Genomic DNA, 16,325 nt, shown 5'->3' with positions numbered 1-16,325 from the left:
GAATGTCGCCAAACAGACAAGGGACGATCATCCATCGCTCACTGCCCGAGCTTCCGGCCTTGCCGCGCCCGCTTTATGGCCGGGTCGAGTCGCTGCCGAACCGGGCCTTGACCTATCGCCACAGTCATCCCTGGGTGCAGCTGTCCTACGCCATTGCCGGGGTGCTCGAGGTGCAAACGGACAACGCCCGCTATGTCGCGCCACCACAGCGTGCTGTCTGGCTGCCAGCGGGGTTGGAGCATCAGGTTTCCAGTTCGTCGCATACGGAAATGCGCAGCCTGTATATCGAGTGTTCGGCAGTAGCCTGGGCTCCGCAAAGCTGCCGCGTGCTTGCAGTCAGCCCATTGCTGCGCGAGTTGATCAATAGTTTCAGTGATGTGCCGGTCGAATACGACGAAGCAGGTTCCGACGGGCGCTTGGCCAGCGTGCTGCTCGATCAGTTACGGGTTGCGGCAGAGGTCGACCTGGTGCTGCCAATGCCCCATGACGTGCGTCTGCAAGCGTTGTGCATGAGCCTGCAGGAGAATCCCGAACAGCATGCCACGCTGGCACAGTGGAGCGCGCAACTTAACCTTTCGGAACGCACCTTGAGTCGCTTGTTTTTGCAGGATACCGGGCTGACTTTTCGCGCCTGGCGCCAACGCTTGCGCCTGCTTGGCGCATTGGCGCCGCTGGAGCAGGGGGAGCGCGTCACCGATGTCGCCCTGGCCTGCGGCTATGATTCGGTTTCCGCGTTTATTGCCGCATTCAGGCTGCACTTTGGTGCCACTCCGGGAGAGTTTTTCCGTTAGCCGCGTTTCACCCTTTGTTCGGCATAGTGGGTGTCCACTGGGGCTGAAAACACCAGTTGCGCGCTGGCGGCCAGCTCACGGGCGCACCACCAGAGGTAAAAGTCGGTGGCGAAAAAGCCGTCGCACTCCGCCATGACACTGGTCATGACGTGGCCAAGTGGTTGCCATTGGTCTGTGCAAAAGTGCAGCAGGCGCTGGTGAATATGCTTATGGCTTTGACCGTGGAATGCGCCGTCATGCCAGCGGCGGATATCTGCATTTTCAGCCACGGCAGCGTGCCATTGCGCGGCTAGTTGATGGCGCTGTGTGACGCTGAGCAGCTTGGGTTGATGCAGGGCCGCGAGTGTATCGGGTGCATGCATGGCCACGGCTTTGCGACTGGCTACACGGCTGTCGCCGGTGCCACAAGCCACTCGCCATAATTTCACCCTGGAGTTTTCGAGTGCGGCTGCCACCCGGGCCAGCAGCAGTTGTTCCGATGCGCTGTCACCGTCCCAGACCGTCACCGCCTGCGGCTGGTGCGCCAGGTCTTTGAGCCATAGCGCGTCGGCGCTCAGGCCGGAGCCGAAATCAGGTTGCGGCTGCACCGAGGCGGGCCATAGCTGTTGCCAGAAGTCGCTGCGCATCTGGCAGGGCGGGGTGTCGATATCAGCCAAAGGGCCGACAGCCAGATCATCGCGCATCACCCGCAGCGACTGTCTAGCTGTCTCGGCACCTATGCAGTGAGTCACGCCTGCCACGGCGTTGTCACCGCATACCAGGTGCCACATGGGCTATTTCTCGGATTTTTTCAGTTTGGGATTGGGAAAAAACTGCACGGTTTGCACTTTTGTCTCAGCCGGTTTGACCTCGACTTTGTTAACCCGCGTGCCTAGCTCTCGAGGCACCGACTGGCCTTGGGCGTTTAGCAAGTCGCTAAAGCCGCAGGCCACGCATTCACGGTGTGGAACGCCGTCTTCGTCCCACATTTTTACAGTGTCGGTCGCGCTGCACGCCGGGCATACGGCACCGGCGATAAAGCGTTTCTTTGGGGTGTTGCTGTCTATCATGCGGCCTCCTGACTCAAGCCCAGGTGGCGCAACAGCGCATCGATGCTCGGCTCGCGGCCACGGAAATCAACAAAGAGTACCATCGGCTCCTGCGATCCACCGCGTGCCAGAATGGCTTGGCGAAAGGCGCGGCCGGTTTCGCTGTTGAACACCCCTTCTTCTTCAAACTTGGAGAAGGCATCGGCAGACAGTACTTCCGCCCACTTGTAGCTGTAGTAACCCGCGGCATAGCCACCGGCAAAGATGTGCGCGAAGCCGTTCGGGAAGCGGTTGTACTGCGGAGGACGCATCACCGAGACTTCGGCGCGGATGCTTTCGAGCACTTCCAGCACGCTGCGTCCGTCACCATGGGTGGCGTGCAGTTCGAAGTCGAACAGGGAGAACTCCAACTGGCGAACCATCATCAGTCCCGACTGGAAGTTCTTCGCGGCAAGCATCTTGTCCAGCAGGTCTTGCGGCAGCGCTTCGCCGCTTTGGTAGTGGCCTGAAATCAACGCGAGGCCTTCGGGTTCCCAGCACCAGTTTTCCATGAATTGGCTCGGCAGCTCCACCGCATCCCAGGCCACGCCATTGATGCCCGAGGCCCCAGCGTGCTCGACCTGGGTCAGCAGGTGATGCAAGCCATGGCCAAATTCGTGGAACAGGGTGGTGACTTCATCATGGGTCAGCAAGGCAGGTTTGTCGCCAACCGCCGGGGTGAAGTTGCACACCAGGTTGGCCACCGGGCTGATCAGTTCGCCTGCTGCGTTGCGACGCTTGTCACGGGCACCGTCCATCCATGCGCCGCCACGCTTGTTGGCCCGGGCATAGAGGTCGAAGAAGAAACGGCCGACATGCTCGCCGTTTTCGCTGATTTCAAACAGGCGCACATCCGGGTGCCAGGTATCGAAGTCGCTGAGTTCCCGGATTTGAATCCCATAGAGTTTTTCGACAATGGCGAACAGGCCGGTCAGTACTTTGTCGATCGGAAAATACGGGCGCAGGATTTCCTGCGAAATACTGTAGCGCTGCTCGCGAAGCTTCTCGCCGTAGTAAGCGGCGTCCCAGCTTTGCAAGTCAGCGCAGCCTTGCTCGCGGGCAAAGGCTTGCAGTTCCTTGAGGTCTTGTTCGGCAAAGGGCTTGCTGCGCACGGCCAGGTCACGCAGGAAGCTCAGCACTTGCGCGTTATCCTCCGCCATCTTGCTCGACAGGCTCAGCTCCGAATAGTTGGCGAAACCAAGCAGCGTTGCCAGTTCCTGGCGCAGGTCGAGGATTTCCTGCATCACCGGGGTATTGTCATTTTGCCCGGCATTCGGGCCTTGATCCGAGGCGCGGGTGCAGTAGGCGGCATAGATTTCTTCACGCAGCGCGCGGTTGTCGGCATAGGTGATCACCGCGTAGTAGCTGGGGAACTCCAGGGTGATCAACCAGCCTTCAAGTCCCTTGGCCTTGGCTGCTTCGGCCATTTGCTGCTTGGCTGAATCGGTAATGCCCTGCAACTGCGCTTCGTCAGTGACGTGCTTGCTCCACGCCTGGGTGGCGTCCAGCAGTTGGTTGGAAAAGTGGCTGGCCAGCTCTGAGAGGCGCATTTGAATCGCGCCATAGCGCTGCTGTTCGGCTTCTGGCAGATCGATACCGGACAAGCGGAAATCTCGCAGGGTGTGCTGCAGGATCGTTTGCTGCGCAACATCGTAGCCCGTTGACTCAGGGCTGCTCGACAGTGCCTTGTAGGCTTCGAATAAGCGCCGATTCTGGCCGATTTCGGTGAAATACTCGGACAGTTTCGGCAAGCAGGCTTCGTACGCCTGACGCAATTCAGCGTTGTTGCGCACGGCGTTGAGGTGACTCACCGGGCCCCAGGCCCGTTCCAGGCGTCCGTTGAGCTCGTCAAGCGCCAGCACCAGAGCGGCCCAGCTCGGTGCGTCAGCATGTTGCTCGAGCAATTCGGTGATAGCCGCACGGTTCTCAGCAAGAATGGTGTCTACCGCTGGCTCAACATGCTCGGGGCGAATGCTGGAGTAGGGCGGCAAGTCGAAGTTCTGGAGCAGCGGATTGCTATCGGTCACGGGCAGGCACCTGTCATTTGAAGGCAAAAATAAAAAACTCTTGGTTCAGTTATTGGGTCACTCAGGCCAATTAACAACCCATAGGCTTAGGGAGCGTCTGAAAAAAGTAGCGACCCAAGGAAGTAACAGCCGAAGGCAGGCCCGTAGGCCGAGCACCAGCGAGTAGAAAATGTGAAAAAACACAGTTTAGTATTCTAAATGAGCATTTGATTCGCGTTGCCACCCTTTCGGGGCTGCAGCAAGGGCTGTCCAACTAAAGTCCGTTCAGCCTGAAGGCTGTGAGCAGCTTTTCAACGCAGTAGTGCCGAGCGCAGTATTTTTTCAGCGTTTCCTCGGTATCCTATTTAGAATCGTGATTATTAGCAGCCAAAAGGAATCTATCGTGTCGATTCGAACTTACCAGCAATTTACTCCGCAATTGGGCGAGCGCGCATTTGTCGACAGCTCTGCAGTGGTGCTGGGTGACGTCGAGATTGGCGACGACAGCTCGGTTTGGCCGCTGACCGTGATTCGCGCCGACATGCACAGCATCCGTATCGGCCAGCGCACCAGTATCCAGGATGGCTGCGTTTTGCATATCACTCACGCCGGCCCCTTCAACCCTGCCGGTTATCCACTGAATATTGGCGACGATGTGACCATCGCGCACAAGGTCACCCTGCATGGTTGCAGCATTGGTAGCCGGGTGTTGGTCGGCATGGGCAGCATTGTCATGGACGGCGCCGTGATCGAGGATGAAGTGGTGCTGGGCGCTGGTAGCCTGGTGCCGCCTGGCAAGCGCCTGGAAAGCGGTTTTCTCTATGTCGGCAGCCCGGCCAGGCAGGTGCGTCCCTTGAGTGACAAGGAACGCAGTTACTTCTGCTACAGCTCGAAAAACTACGTGAATCTCAAGGATCAGCATCTGATGGAGGGCTACGGACACTAACGAGGCTCTACTCGCTGGTGCTCGGCCTACGGGCCAGCCTTCGGCTGTTACTCCCGTTGGTCGTTGTGCCTTGTCCTATCTTTGTTCGCGACCTTTTTCAGTGGCTCCCTAAGCCGTCAATCTGCTTTGGACGGTGACTGCTTGGGTTTGCGGAGCGGGTTTTCCGGTAATTGTTCGGCCAGTAAGGCCGGGCGCCGGGTTTCAACTTTGGCGCCGTAGTTGCTGCTCAGGTAGGTGAGTATGGTGTCTTCGGTTTTTGCATCAAAGGGCCATAAACCTTGCTTGTCCTGCATCCAGCGGATCAATGAAAGCCAATGTTCGCGGCTGCCGCTGTTTTGCGTAACCAGTTTGGCCGAGTGACAGGCCATGCAGTTATTGCGTACGGTTTCCCAGCCGGGCGCGATGATGAAGCCGCTGGCGTGGTCGGTCTGCGCAGCGGTTTCAGCGGCCTGGACCGAGATGGAGAAAAGGCCAAGCAGCAACAGACTCAGGGCAGTTGAATGGGCCATGGGTCCTCCTAGACTATCTGAATAGCAATGCGATGGCAGGCGTTGTTCAGGTAGCCCTTGGGATTCCAGCCCGGCACCAACATGGGCTGTGAGCGACCCTGATTATCGACCGCGCGCGCCCAGACCTCGTAATAGCCCTTCTCGCTAAAATTCAGCTCTGCACTCCAGTGCTGCCATGCCAGGCGATTAACCGGCGCCTTGAGCTTGGCCGGTTGCCAGGTGACGCCGAAGTCGGTTGAAACATGCACTTCGCTGACCTCAAGATCGCCCGCCCAGGCATGACCACGCACCTGCACGCTTTGCGCAAGTGGCAGGCTGACACCGGATTTGGGGAAGGTGATCAGTGACTTTACCGGCATTGATTCAATAATCTGCATGTCTTCGACGGGAACCTCGCTACCCGGCGCGACCGGGTACTTGGGCACGCTGTAGGACGGGGCCGCCATCTTGTTGCCGTCATGGACCTTGTTGCGCACCACGATCTTGCTCAGCCATTTGCCAGATGTCGAGGCTGGCCAACCGCCGCAAACCAGGCGCAGTGGCCGGCCATTGAGGTAAGGAATTGGCTGGTCATTCATGGCCCAGGCAATCAGCGTCTGGTCTTCCAGCGCCTTGGCCATGGGGACGCCACGTGAGATCGCATGCTTGCTTGGGTCGCCACTTGGGTGCGCATCTGCGCCGTAATAGCCGATGTAAACGGCATCTTTCTTGATTCCGCAGGCTTCGAGCACATCGCGCAGGCGCACCCCGGTGAAGGTTGGGCAGGCGACGGCGCCCACCGACCATTGGTTGCCACTTGCCGCCGGGACGAATTCACTGCGGCCATTGCCGCCGCATTCGACCACCAGTTGATAGGTATGGTGTTTGAAGCGCGATTTCAGTTCGGCAACGGTGAAGGTCATAGGCGTGACACACGACTCGCCTGCGATTTCCAGTTTCCAGTTGGCCGCATCCAGGGTTTCGAGTGCTGGGGGAATGCCGTTGTTGCGCACAAACATATGGCGCGCAGGCGTGACTTCATCGTCGAGCAAATGAGCAGGGGTTTCAGCGTTCAAGGGCCTGTCGTTGAGTACCTTGAGGCCGTCCTTGCCTTCAATGCTGAAGGGCTCATCGGCATGGGCAAGCCCGGCAGGAATAAGTCCCAGCGGCATGAACCGGGCGTATGGAATGCTGGCGCCCAGGGCAGAAGCCATTGCCAGCAGGCTGCTGCGTTTAAGAAAGCCACGACGGCTTGGTTCGGCCTCGCGGTCCCAGAGCAGTTTTTCGGCTTCGACCGGATCTTTTGCATAGAGCTCGTGAATGCCAGGTTGATCTTTAGACATACTTGGCCTCTCCTTGCCTGTTGTTGGCGGCGCCACGCAATCAAGCCGGGCGCCATTGTTGTGCTTCGACCCTAGTTGGCCGTGGCGCCATGCACAACGACCAGTTTGGGGTCGGTGGTCGGTCCAGATGGGCGTGGGGGTAAAATAGCGGAGTGCCTATGCTTTGTTTGGCGGCCTGTTTTTTGTATGGTGGCGCACTCTTTTCATGGCGCCAGACGGGCGATTGCGATGCATTATCAGAATATTTTGTTCGACCTCGACGGCACGCTCACCGACCCGCGTGAAGGCATCACTCGCTCGGTGCAATATGCGCTGGGCAAGCTCGGTATCGATGAACCTGAGCTGCAAGCGCTCGAGCATTTTATTGGCCCGCCACTGTTGCAGTGCTTTATGAGCACCTATGCGCTGGATCAGGAGACGGCCTGGCAGGCGGTGAATTTTTATCGCGAGCGCTTTGCCGATGTCGGCTTGTATGAGAACCGGATGTTCTCGGGCATTCCACAGTTGCTGGCCCTACTCAATAGCCAGCAGCGCAGCCTGTATGTGGCGACCAGCAAGCCACAGGTATTTGCTGCCAGGATCGCCCAGCACTTCGGTTTTTCCGAGCAGTTCAAGGTGATCTACGGCAGTGAGTTGGACGGTACGCGGACCAACAAGGTCGAGCTGATTGCCCATCTGCTGGAGCGCGAAGGCTTGGCGCCAGGCGATTGCCTGATGATTGGTGACCGCAAGCACGACCTGATAGGCGCCCGCGAAAATGGCTTGGACGCCGCCGCAGTGGGTTATGGGTTTGGTAGCTTCGCTGAACTCAGGGGCGAGCAACCGCGCTATCACTTCCAGACGCTAGGTGAACTGCATCAGGCCTTTGCGGGCTGAGTCAAAGCGAGTGCGGGTTTAGCTGTCGTTACGCTGGTAGATGATCTTCTTGGTGCCGCCATCGCAACTGCCTACCACCATGTTTTCGTCTTCAACCTCAGCGTTGGGGACGATTTCCAGGGTGTAGCTCTGCACGCCTGATGCCTGGATCTTGACCTCGATCTCTTGCTTGAGCTCTTCGCAAGGTTTGACCGCCGCCTGCGCGCCCGCACTGCCCAGTAACCCAGCGCCGAGAGCAATAAATGCCACGAATGTGTGGAGTTTGATTGTGCTAAACATGAGGCTCCGCCCTTGGTGAGCAATTGGGTTTAATTTAGACGCAAGCAATGGCAACTAGTTCGCCAGTCATGCTGCTAATTTGCCATTAGCCTTTGTTCAAGCGCTGCCTTGCGCTGATCTGCCGGTAATCCACCCAGTTTCGCGACCTTTTGGTAGAACACTGGCCAGTCGCCGTTGGCCTCGGCAAACAGCTTGGCGAATGCAGGCACCCATTGATCATAAAGGCCAAAGGGCAGCAGCTTGGCGTTATTGATCGGTGAGTTGATCCAGCCATCATAACGACCGACCCCGCCCCAGCTGCGCTGGCGCAGGTCGTGGTACTCGGCGCGCAAGCGATCAAATTCAGCTTGCTTGCCCTGGCGCATCTGCTCGGCGGATTGACCGCTGGCGTACAGCGTTTCCAGGCGCGCACGCGTTTTTAGCACAAGCTGGGTGAACTGCTCGCGTTGCTGGTCGGCTGACGGGTCTGCAGCGGACTGGCCTCGTTCGGCTCGCCACTGGCGCAGCCCCTGTTGCTCGACAAAGGTGGCGAAGGATTCGTTGAACTCGGTATCGCCCGCAACGTAAAACTGTTGATGGGCCAGCTCATGGAAAATCACCGAGACCAAGCGCTCGTCACTCCAGCGCAACATGGTGTTGAGCAGTGGGTCATCAAACCAGCCCAGGGTCGAATAGGCCTCGACACCACCCATGTAGACATCCAGCCCTTGCTGCTTGAGCAGGGCTGCCGCGCCGCGCGCACGTCCCAGCTGGTAATAGCCGAGATAGGCCACGCAACCGGCGATGGGGAAGCAGTGCAGTTCGGGTTTTAGCGAGAACTCAGGGGTGGCAAACACATTCCAGAGCACAAATGGCCGCTGCACATCCGCGTAGACCCGGTAGCTCTGGTTATCGGGCAGGGCCAGGTGCTGGCTGGCAAAGCTGCGCGCCTGTTGCGACAGCGCCAGGCGTCTGCGCAATTGTGCATCGGTCTGAGGGTTGCTGAGCAGCTGCGAAATAGTCTGGCGGCGCTGTAATAGATCAACCTGCCCATCAAGTAGTTGGCTGTAGTAATCAAGGCTTGAACAACCGCTCAGCAGGGCGATGAGCAGCAATGGAACCCAGCTCAGCTGGATGCGGTCGAGTAGAGAGCGATAAGTAGGCGGCATGACAGGACACTACTGCATCCGCCCGCTTATCCGCCAGCCCCTTGGTAGTGGCTTTTTCGTTCAAACAAAGCGGCGCTAGCCAGCGTTTGCTAATTAAAGTCGGAGCCCTTGCATGCGCGCATTTTTGGCTGTCACCAGTTTGGCACTTATCAGTGGTTGTTCGTTGCTTATGCCGAGCCATGACCCAAACATGGCCTGGGTGGACCTGCGAACCGACGACGATACCGAACTGCTGGCCAGCGAGGTCGACAGCAAAGCGTTGGAAGACGACCGTTTCTTTCAAGTCAGCCCCGGCATCCATGAGTTGCATGCACATATACGCTTCGAGGTGGACGCGACCAACATGGGCGGCGATGAAGCGCCTTTGGCGCGCACCTGCGAGATGCTGGTCAAATACAATGACTTCGCCGCTGGACAAACCTATCGACTGGAGGCTGGCTCCGTGGGCTTTCGGCCCTGGGCCAAACTCTTTGATACAAATGACCGGCTCCTGGCCACGGCACGCGAAGGCAGTTGTGGGCAAATATGAGTGAAACAGCGCTATGCTGAATTATCTTCTCTAGGCATTGACGAGGTTGTCATGCACCGAATAGCACTCACTGCCTGTGCGCTGGCACTTACCGCCTGCGCATCCGAGCTGCCTCAACCGTCACCCGATCAGGCCTGGGTTGACCTCTACGCCAGCGCCGGTTATCTGCTGATGGCCAACAAACTCGATGGAAAGCGCCTTGATGACGGGCGTTACTTCCAGGTGTCACCCGGCGCCCATGACCTTGAAGCAAGGTTCCAGTTTGAGGTGCCTGGCGGTGGCAGCCTGGGAGGAATGTCTGAGCCGGTGCAGATGACCTGCGAGTTGCGCTACCGCTATGACAATTTTGAAGCGGGCAAGCGCTATCAGATACAGGCTCGCCCCTTGATGCGTGAAGCGCAAGGCTGGCTCTATGATGAGCAGCGCAATGTCGTTGCCAAAGCAGATGTCATGCGCTGCGGTACATTCTAGGCGCTAGCCTTTGCCAGCGGGTGAATCAGGTTTCGAGCGTGGCTTCAAGGGTGATGGTCGCATTCAGCACTTTTGAAACCGGGCAGCCGGTCTTGGCGTTCTGTACCGCTTTTTCGAAGGCGGCACGATCGGCGCCAGGAACTTTTGCGTGCAAGGTCAGGTGTACGGCAGTGATCGAGAAGCCATCGCCGTCTTTATCCAGGGTAACTTCCGCCTTTGTGTCGATGCTCTCGGCGGTCATCCCAGCTTCGCCCAGTTGCAGCGACAGCGCCATTGAGAAGCAGCCTGCATGCGCGGCGCCAATCAATTCTTCGGGGTTGGTTCCCGGCTCGTTTTCAAAGCGGGTATTGAAGCCGTAAGGTGATTTTGACAGCACGCCGCTCTCGGTCGAGATGGTGCCTTTGCCCTGTTTGATACTGCCCTGCCAATGGGCTGATGCGGTCTTCTTCATCAAAGATCTCCTGCTTTGTAGGGTACTTAGTTGAGAGTCCGGTGCTGCCAACAAGTTCGTTGGCAGCCAGGTTTTACAGTCGATCAAGAACCAATCAGCGCAGGCCCGCGAGAATCTCGAAGGAGCGCTTGCGGTCATTGAAATCGTACAGGTCGCTGGTGAATATCAACTCATCTGCGCCGGTTTGTTCGAGCAATACCTCAAGCTTAGCGCGGATTTTTTCCGGACCGCCGATCATGGCCAAGCCAAAGAACTCGCCCACGGCATTGCGTTCATGGGGCAGCCACAGGCCGTCCATGCTGGCGACAGGAGGGCGCTGGACCAGGCTCTGGCCGCGAATCAACGAAAGTATCCGCTGATAGGCCGAGGTTGCCAGGTATTCGGCTTGTTCGTCGGTGTCCGCCGCCACCAGGGGGACGCCGAGCATGACATAAGGTTTGTCGAGTACATCGGAGGGCGTGAAGTGATCGCGGTAGATCCGAATTGCCTCATGCATCATGCGCGGGGCAAAGTGCGAGGCGAATGCATAGGGCAGGCCTTTCTGACCCGCTAACTGCGCGCTGAACAGGCTTGAGCCGAGCAACCAGATTGGCACGTTGGTATCGCTGCCGGGCATGGCCACAACCCGTTGATTGGGTGTGCGTGGGCCCAGGTAGCGCTGTAGTTCTTCTACATCCCTGGGGAAGTCATCGGCGCTACCGCTGCGGTCGCGACGCAGGGCATGTGCGGTGTATTGGTCGGCACCGGGCGCACGGCCCAATCCCAGGTCAATCCGCCCAGGATAGAGCGTTGCCAGTGTGCCGAACTGTTCGGCAATGACCAGCGGAGCATGGTTGGGCAGCATCACCCCGCCAGAGCCCAGGCGAATGCTTTGGGTATTGGCCGCCAGATAACCGAGTAGAACCGAGGTGGCCGAACTGGCGATGCCATCCATGTTGTGGTGTTCTGCCACCCAGAAGCGGTTAAAGCCTAATTGCTCGGCATGCTGTGCCAACGCCAGTGAGTTGCCCAGGGCCTGCTTGGCGTCGCCGTCATCGCGGATTGGGGCTAGGTCGAGGATAGAAATCTTGGTCTTTGCTAAAGCGCTCATCTGCTTGGCCTATTAAATGCTCAAATGTGCGACGCAGTCTTAAGCCTTAATGAATGCGCCAATACTTGAGTTTAATAGTGGGGATTAATCAGTCGATTCCAAGCCCTGAAGTCGAATTGGCTGAATTTGCGCCTACGGTCCGGGGCTAAAAACTCACCGCCAGGCCTAGTGACAAGCCCGATACGTTGTCTCCGACCATTTGTCGTAATACCAGGCGGGTGCGGCTGATGAATATGTCGTAAGCGCTGGAGTCGAACTCGACGCCCAGGCCAAATGTGGACAAGCGGTCAAAACCCAGGGCGCCACGTTGGTCGCCTAGATATTCAGAGTGAGAGAACTCCAGGACATAACGCAGCGGCCGTTGCATCACCACCCAGCCCGTGGGGGCTCGCCAGCGTGACCAAAGGTTGGCTGTTTCGGCGGTAACCTCGCCGTTAATGGCTTCATCCCCGCCGATCTGCTGCAAGTTCATATAGGTGTAGCGCAGTTCGATGTCGGCTTCGTAATCGGGGCGGACACGTTCCCAGTCGAGCATCATGGCGCCGCCCAGGCCCAAGGCACTCATCTGACCGTCATCGAGAAACTTGATTTGCTTATTGGTCTTGCGGTTGATGAATATCCGCGCCGCATTGAGGTCGCTGGTCATGTAGCCCAGGCCAACGCTGGCGATTGGGCGTACCACCACTTCATCGCTGATGGGAAAATCCCAGCCGACACCGCCGGTTGCCGAGACAGAGTTCCACTTGACCGGGATGGAGCGTTGCTCGGCACCGTCCGTGGCCACGAAGCGCGGGTCGTAGCGGCTGTAGGCTGCAGCACCTTCGAGATACAGTGGGAATGACTTGCTCATGGTCGCGCCGCCGCCAAGCTGGGTCATCTTGATGCTTGGGTTGCCACTGCTGCCATCCTTGATTTGCAGCGAGCTCGAAGCCAAATCAAGGGTCATTGAGTAGGACATCAATGACAGCACGCCGTTAACCCGATCCTCCACATCATCCCGGTCGAGCATCAGTTCGGCATGGGCTGTGGGGGCAGCAATAACGACAAGAAGTGTAAAGCGGGCAGCGAGTGTGGCCATGATTGCGCCGTCAGTAATCAGTTTGCCTGAATTCTAGACGCAAATCCGAGGACCGTTGACTAATCAGGCGCAATCAAGCGCGTTGCTAAGTACCGTGCTAGAGGCATTTAGCCCTAAGGGCCGGGCAGACGAGGCCCGCCCGCACCTTTAGGCTGGTTTAACTGCTGCTTAGGCGAAAGCCCACTTTGAGGGTGACTTGATAGTGACAAACCTTGCCATTTTCGATGTGTCCGCGGGTCTCTGTCACTTCAAACCAATCGAGATTACGAATCGACTTGGCGCATTCGGCAATGGCGTTATTGATTGCATCGTCGATGCTGGTTTTGGACGAGCCAACGACTTCGACTTTCTTGTAGATGTGGTCTGACATCTTCTGCTCCTCAGTGAAATCACTTTTGGATAGTGGCCTGTAGCGCTGATTTAGATCAGGCACTTATCAATACTGATGCCACCATCCGTGCAACGTTCACTTTAAGCCTAGGCAAGGATCAAGCATTCAGCGCGATAATTCGTGCTCCAGCCATTGCGCCAAGCGCTCTGCACGCTTGTCCAGCTGGCGTTTCGGCACCCATAACGCCAGTCGCGCCGAGGTTTCGACAAAGCCCCAGGGTGCCAGCAGGCGCCCGCCCGCCAAATCATCGGCAACCAGTTGTTGCGGGGCGATGGCCACACCAAGCCCGGCGGCAGCAGCTTCCAGTAGGTAGTACAAATGCTCGAAGCCCTGGCCCAGGCGCAACTTGGCCGGAGCGATGGCATTACTCTGTGCCCAGCTTGGCCAGGCTTGCGGGCGCGAGGTGGTGTGCAGCAATGGTTCGTTTAGCAGGCCTTCGGCAGAGCCTTGTGCCAACGCATCGAAGTGGTTGTAGCGCGGGCTGACCACTGGGCCGATACGCTCAACTGCCAGCTCGAATACACGCATATCCGCAGGCCAGGGCGGCTCGGCAAACCATAAGGTGGCGTCGACACCGGCTCCGCGCGGGTCCAGCTCGCCTTCGCTGGCGGACAGCTGCAAGCGCAAATCGGGCAGTTCGCGGTTGAGTCGGTCGAGCCGGGGGATAAACCAGCGGGCCAGTAAGCTGCCGGGGCAGGCCAGGACAAAGGGCGACTCAGCCTGACCTTGCTTGAGCTCTGCACAGGTTTGCCGCAACCGTTCGAACACCTCTGAGCTGCTATCACGTAAACGCAGGCCTGAATCTGTGAGTTTAAGGCCGCGACCGTCTTTACTGAACAGCGTCAGGCCAAGGTGAGCCTCGAGCACCTTGATCTGTCGGCTCACGGCTCCATGGGTTACGTTAAGCTCATCCGCTGCAGCACTAACGCTGTTGAGGCGGGCAGCCGCTTCGAATGCACGCAATGCATTTAAGGGCGGAAGCTCTTGGTTCATGTGTGAGTTTTCCTGACAGGTTGTCGCAATCTTATCGCTTTTTTCCTGAGGCACACAGCCTTATCCTGTGTCCATTGTCCGAGTGGATAGGGCATTTGCCCGTCCAAGCTTGTGGCCCAGCCGTTTAGATTAGATTGAGGAGAAAACCATGACTTCATTTCGCAATGGTCCTGATACCAACGGCCTGTTTGGCGCGTTCGGTGGTCAGTACGTCGCAGAAACCTTGATGCCGTTGATCCACGATCTGGCTGATGAATATGAAAAAGCCAAACAAGACCCTGAATTTGCCAAGGAACTGGCTTACTTCCAGCGTGATTATGTTGGCCGCCCAAGCCCGCTTTATTTCGCCGAGCGCCTGACCGAACATTGCGGCGGGGCGAAGATTTATTTCAAGCGTGAAGAGCTCAACCACACTGGCGCGCACAAGATTAACAATTGCATCGGCCAGATCCTGCTGGCACGCCGCATGGGTAAAAAACGCATCATCGCCGAGACTGGCGCGGGCATGCACGGGGTGGCCACTGCCACGGTCGCGGCGCGTTTCGGCCTTGAATGCGTGATCTACATGGGCACCACCGACATTGATCGCCAGCAGGCCAACGTCTTTCGCATGAAGCTGCTCGGCGCCAAGGTGATTCCGGTGGTTGCCGGCACTGGCACGCTCAAGGACGCGATGAACGAGGCGCTGCGCGACTGGGTGACCAACGTCGACAGCACTTTCTACCTGATCGGTACCGTTGCCGGGCCGCACCCTTATCCAGCCATGGTGCGTGACTTCCAGGCGGTCATCGGCAAAGAGACCCGCGAGCAAATGCAGGCCCAAGAAGGTCGCCTGCCGGACAGCCTGGTTGCCTGTATCGGCGGTGGCTCGAATGCCATGGGTCTGTTCCACCCGTTTCTTGATGACCAGTCTGTTGAAATCATCGGTGTGGAAGCGGCCGGTCACGGTATCGAGACTGGCAAGCACGCCGCCAGCCTGAACGGCGGTGTTCCCGGCGTGCTGCACGGCAATCGCACCTTCTTGCTGCAAGATGACGACGGCCAGATTATCGATGCGCATTCGATCTCCGCCGGCCTTGATTATCCGGGCATCGGCCCCGAGCACGCCTGGTTGCACGAGATTGGCCGCGTGCAATACACCTCGGTTACCGACAACGAAGCGCTCGATGCCTTCCACAAATGCTGTCGCCTTGAAGGCATCATCCCTGCACTGGAAAGCGCCCATGCACTGGCTGAAGTATTCAAGCGGGCACCAAGCCTGCCAAGCGATCACCTGATGGTCATCAACCTGTCCGGCCGTGGTGATAAAGACATGCAAACCGTTATGCATCACATGGCTGATGCCGTAAACCAGCAGGAGAACAACTGATGAGCCGCCTGCAAGCTCGCTTTGCCGAACTCAAGCAACAAAACCGCGCAGCGCTGGTGACCTTCGTTACCGCCGGCGACCCTGGCTATGACGCTTCACTGGCGATCCTCAAGGGTTTGCCGAAGGCGGGCGCCGATGTGATCGAACTGGGCATGCCCTTTACCGACCCGATGGCTGATGGCCCGGCGATTCAGCTGGCCAATATTCGTGCCTTGGCCGCCAAGCAGGACCTGGCCAAGACCCTGAAGATGGTGCGTGAGTTTCGCCAGGATGACCAAGGCACGCCGCTGGTGTTGATGGGTTACTTCAACCCGATCCACAAATATGGGGTTGAGCGCTTTATCGCCGAGGCCAAGGAATCTGGGGTTGATGGCTTGATCGTGGTCGATCTGCCGCCAGAGCATAACGTCGACCTCTGCGATCCGGCGCAAGCAGCGGGGCTCGACTTCATCCGCCTGACCACTCCGACCACGGACGACAAGCGTCTGCCGAAAGTGCTCAATGGCAGCTCGGGTTTTGTTTACTACGTCTCGGTTGCGGGCGTGACCGGTGCGGGTTCCGCTACGCTTGAGCATGTCGAGCAAGCGGTTGCACGCCTGCGTCGCCATACCGACCTGCCAGTCAGCATCGGTTTTGGTATCCGCACCCCTGAACACGCCGCAACCATCGCCCGTTTGGCCGAGGGTGTGGTGGTGGGCTCGGCACTGATCGATCAAATCGAAAAAGCCGACAGCAGCGATGCGGCCATCAAAGGCGTGCTCGATTTGTGCAGCCAACTGGCTGAAGGTGTGCGCGGCGCCCGCCAGTAACGCTGTTGCAATTGGGGCAGACGATTGGCTCAAGCCCGGGGTTTGGGTTTGAGCCAAGGTGGACAAGCTTCGCGTTGTCGCATTTTCTGCCCGCTACTGCTTTTCATCCGCCTCACTGGATCTGTATCCCGCCAAAGATTGCGGCCCTGAGTCTGTTGTCACCTTGCTGAACTGTTAATCTAGCCAGATTGCCCGGATGT

General features: G+C 58.1%; 19 protein-coding genes. 7 read left to right on the top strand and 12 right to left on the bottom strand.

All coding sequences use genetic code 11. The features are described from left to right. Positions 1-2: 2 nt before the first annotated feature. Positions 3-791, top strand: a complete 789-nt coding sequence (locus CHB79_RS11540) for an AraC family transcriptional regulator (protein WP_089360025.1) — start codon at positions 3-5, stop codon at positions 789-791. Here the strand turns inward: CHB79_RS11540 and CHB79_RS11535 are convergent. The 3 genes from CHB79_RS11535 to prlC are packed head-to-tail and all read right to left on the bottom strand — an operon-like array spanning position 788 to position 3,885. Continuing rightward, positions 788-1,561: a DUF1835 domain-containing protein gene (locus tag CHB79_RS11535; protein WP_089360024.1), complete on the bottom strand. Its 774-nt coding sequence runs from the start codon at positions 1,559-1,561 to the stop codon at positions 788-790. The two genes, CHB79_RS11540 and CHB79_RS11535, sit on opposite strands and share 4 nt — an antisense overlap. Before the next feature lie 3 nt (positions 1,562-1,564). Next, positions 1,565-1,840 carry a YheV family putative zinc ribbon protein gene (locus tag CHB79_RS11530; protein WP_089360023.1) on the bottom strand — a complete coding sequence of 92 codons (276 nt, stop codon included), beginning with the start codon at positions 1,838-1,840 and terminating at the stop codon, positions 1,565-1,567. Next, complete coding sequence (gene prlC, locus CHB79_RS11525) at positions 1,837-3,885, bottom strand: oligopeptidase A (protein WP_089360022.1); 2,049 nt, start codon at positions 3,883-3,885, stop codon at positions 1,837-1,839. The genes CHB79_RS11530 and prlC overlap by 4 nt, the downstream gene beginning before the upstream one ends. Positions 3,886-4,267: 382 nt before the next feature. On the opposite strand from prlC, the gene CHB79_RS11520 reads away from it, so the two are divergent. Continuing rightward, the gene (locus CHB79_RS11520; protein WP_010488117.1) at positions 4,268-4,810 is read left to right on the top strand and encodes a gamma carbonic anhydrase family protein; all 543 of its coding nucleotides are present in this window, start codon (positions 4,268-4,270) and stop codon (positions 4,808-4,810) included. Positions 4,811-4,926: 116 nt separating this feature from the next. Here CHB79_RS11520 and CHB79_RS11515 read toward each other — a convergent pair whose 3' ends face one another. Both CHB79_RS11515 and CHB79_RS11510 read right to left on the bottom strand, forming a co-directional pair. Then, complete coding sequence (locus CHB79_RS11515) at positions 4,927-5,319, bottom strand: hypothetical protein (RefSeq protein WP_089360021.1); 393 nt, start codon at positions 5,317-5,319, stop codon at positions 4,927-4,929. 8 nt (positions 5,320-5,327) lie between these two features. Then, the gene (locus tag CHB79_RS11510) at positions 5,328-6,641 is read right to left on the bottom strand and encodes a sulfite oxidase (RefSeq protein WP_089360020.1); all 1,314 of its coding nucleotides are present in this window, start codon (positions 6,639-6,641) and stop codon (positions 5,328-5,330) included. 228 nt (positions 6,642-6,869) lie between these two features. Here CHB79_RS11510 and CHB79_RS11505 point away from each other — a divergent pair, with 228 nt between their 5' ends. Further along, positions 6,870-7,517 (top strand): HAD family hydrolase, encoded by a 648-nt coding sequence (locus CHB79_RS11505; RefSeq protein ID WP_089360019.1) that lies wholly within the window; start codon positions 6,870-6,872, stop codon positions 7,515-7,517. Between the two features lie 18 nt (positions 7,518-7,535). Here CHB79_RS11505 and CHB79_RS11500 read toward each other — a convergent pair whose 3' ends face one another. Both CHB79_RS11500 and CHB79_RS11495 read right to left on the bottom strand, forming a co-directional pair. Continuing rightward, entirely contained in the window at positions 7,536-7,796 is a 261-nt protein-coding gene (locus CHB79_RS11500) for a DUF1161 domain-containing protein (protein ID WP_245851456.1), read from the bottom strand. Between the two features lie 74 nt (positions 7,797-7,870). Beyond that, positions 7,871-8,944: an aminopeptidase gene (locus tag CHB79_RS11495; RefSeq protein WP_089360018.1), complete on the bottom strand. Its 1,074-nt coding sequence runs from the start codon at positions 8,942-8,944 to the stop codon at positions 7,871-7,873. Positions 8,945-9,056: 112 nt separating this feature from the next. Between CHB79_RS11495 and CHB79_RS11490 the strand changes: the two genes are divergently transcribed. Further along, positions 9,057-9,473: a PA0061/PA0062 family lipoprotein gene (locus CHB79_RS11490; RefSeq protein WP_010488128.1), complete on the top strand. Its 417-nt coding sequence runs from the start codon at positions 9,057-9,059 to the stop codon at positions 9,471-9,473. Between the two features lie 51 nt (positions 9,474-9,524). After that, positions 9,525-9,944 (top strand): PA0061/PA0062 family lipoprotein, encoded by a 420-nt coding sequence (locus CHB79_RS11485; protein ID WP_089360345.1) that lies wholly within the window; start codon positions 9,525-9,527, stop codon positions 9,942-9,944. Positions 9,945-9,969: 25 nt separating this feature from the next. Here CHB79_RS11485 and CHB79_RS11480 read toward each other — a convergent pair whose 3' ends face one another. The 5 genes from CHB79_RS11480 to CHB79_RS11460 all read right to left on the bottom strand — a co-directional run bounded on the left by CHB79_RS11480 (position 9,970) and on the right by CHB79_RS11460 (position 13,947). Continuing rightward, positions 9,970-10,395: an OsmC family protein gene (locus CHB79_RS11480; protein ID WP_089360017.1), complete on the bottom strand. Its 426-nt coding sequence runs from the start codon at positions 10,393-10,395 to the stop codon at positions 9,970-9,972. A gap of 94 nt (positions 10,396-10,489) precedes the next feature. Then, on the bottom strand, positions 10,490-11,485 hold the full coding sequence (locus tag CHB79_RS11475; RefSeq protein WP_089360016.1) for an LLM class flavin-dependent oxidoreductase: 996 nt from the start codon (positions 11,483-11,485) through the stop codon (positions 10,490-10,492). Between the two features lie 145 nt (positions 11,486-11,630). After that, positions 11,631-12,563: an autotransporter domain-containing protein gene (locus CHB79_RS11470; protein WP_089360015.1), complete on the bottom strand. Its 933-nt coding sequence runs from the start codon at positions 12,561-12,563 to the stop codon at positions 11,631-11,633. Positions 12,564-12,720: 157 nt separating this feature from the next. Then, positions 12,721-12,933, bottom strand: coding sequence for a dodecin (locus tag CHB79_RS11465; protein WP_010488136.1), 213 nt, complete (start codon positions 12,931-12,933; stop codon positions 12,721-12,723). Positions 12,934-13,059: 126 nt separating this feature from the next. After that, positions 13,060-13,947, bottom strand: coding sequence for a LysR family transcriptional regulator (locus CHB79_RS11460; protein WP_089360014.1), 888 nt, complete (start codon positions 13,945-13,947; stop codon positions 13,060-13,062). A gap of 148 nt (positions 13,948-14,095) precedes the next feature. Between CHB79_RS11460 and trpB the strand changes: the two genes are divergently transcribed. Both trpB and trpA read left to right on the top strand, forming a co-directional pair. After that, entirely contained in the window at positions 14,096-15,316 is a 1,221-nt protein-coding gene (gene trpB, locus CHB79_RS11455; protein ID WP_089360013.1) for a tryptophan synthase subunit beta, read from the top strand. After that, a complete protein-coding gene (gene trpA / locus CHB79_RS11450) occupies positions 15,316-16,125 on the top strand; it encodes a tryptophan synthase subunit alpha (protein ID WP_089360012.1) in 810 nt (269 codons plus the stop codon). The genes trpB and trpA overlap by 1 nt, the downstream gene beginning before the upstream one ends. Positions 16,126-16,325: the final 200 nt, after the last annotated feature.

Origin of the sequence: Pseudomonas segetis, assembly GCF_900188155.1 — a bacterium.
GTDB classification, from domain to species: domain Bacteria; phylum Pseudomonadota; class Gammaproteobacteria; order Pseudomonadales; family Pseudomonadaceae; genus Aquipseudomonas; species Aquipseudomonas segetis.
This window is presented reverse-complemented; position numbering and strand designations above follow the sequence as displayed.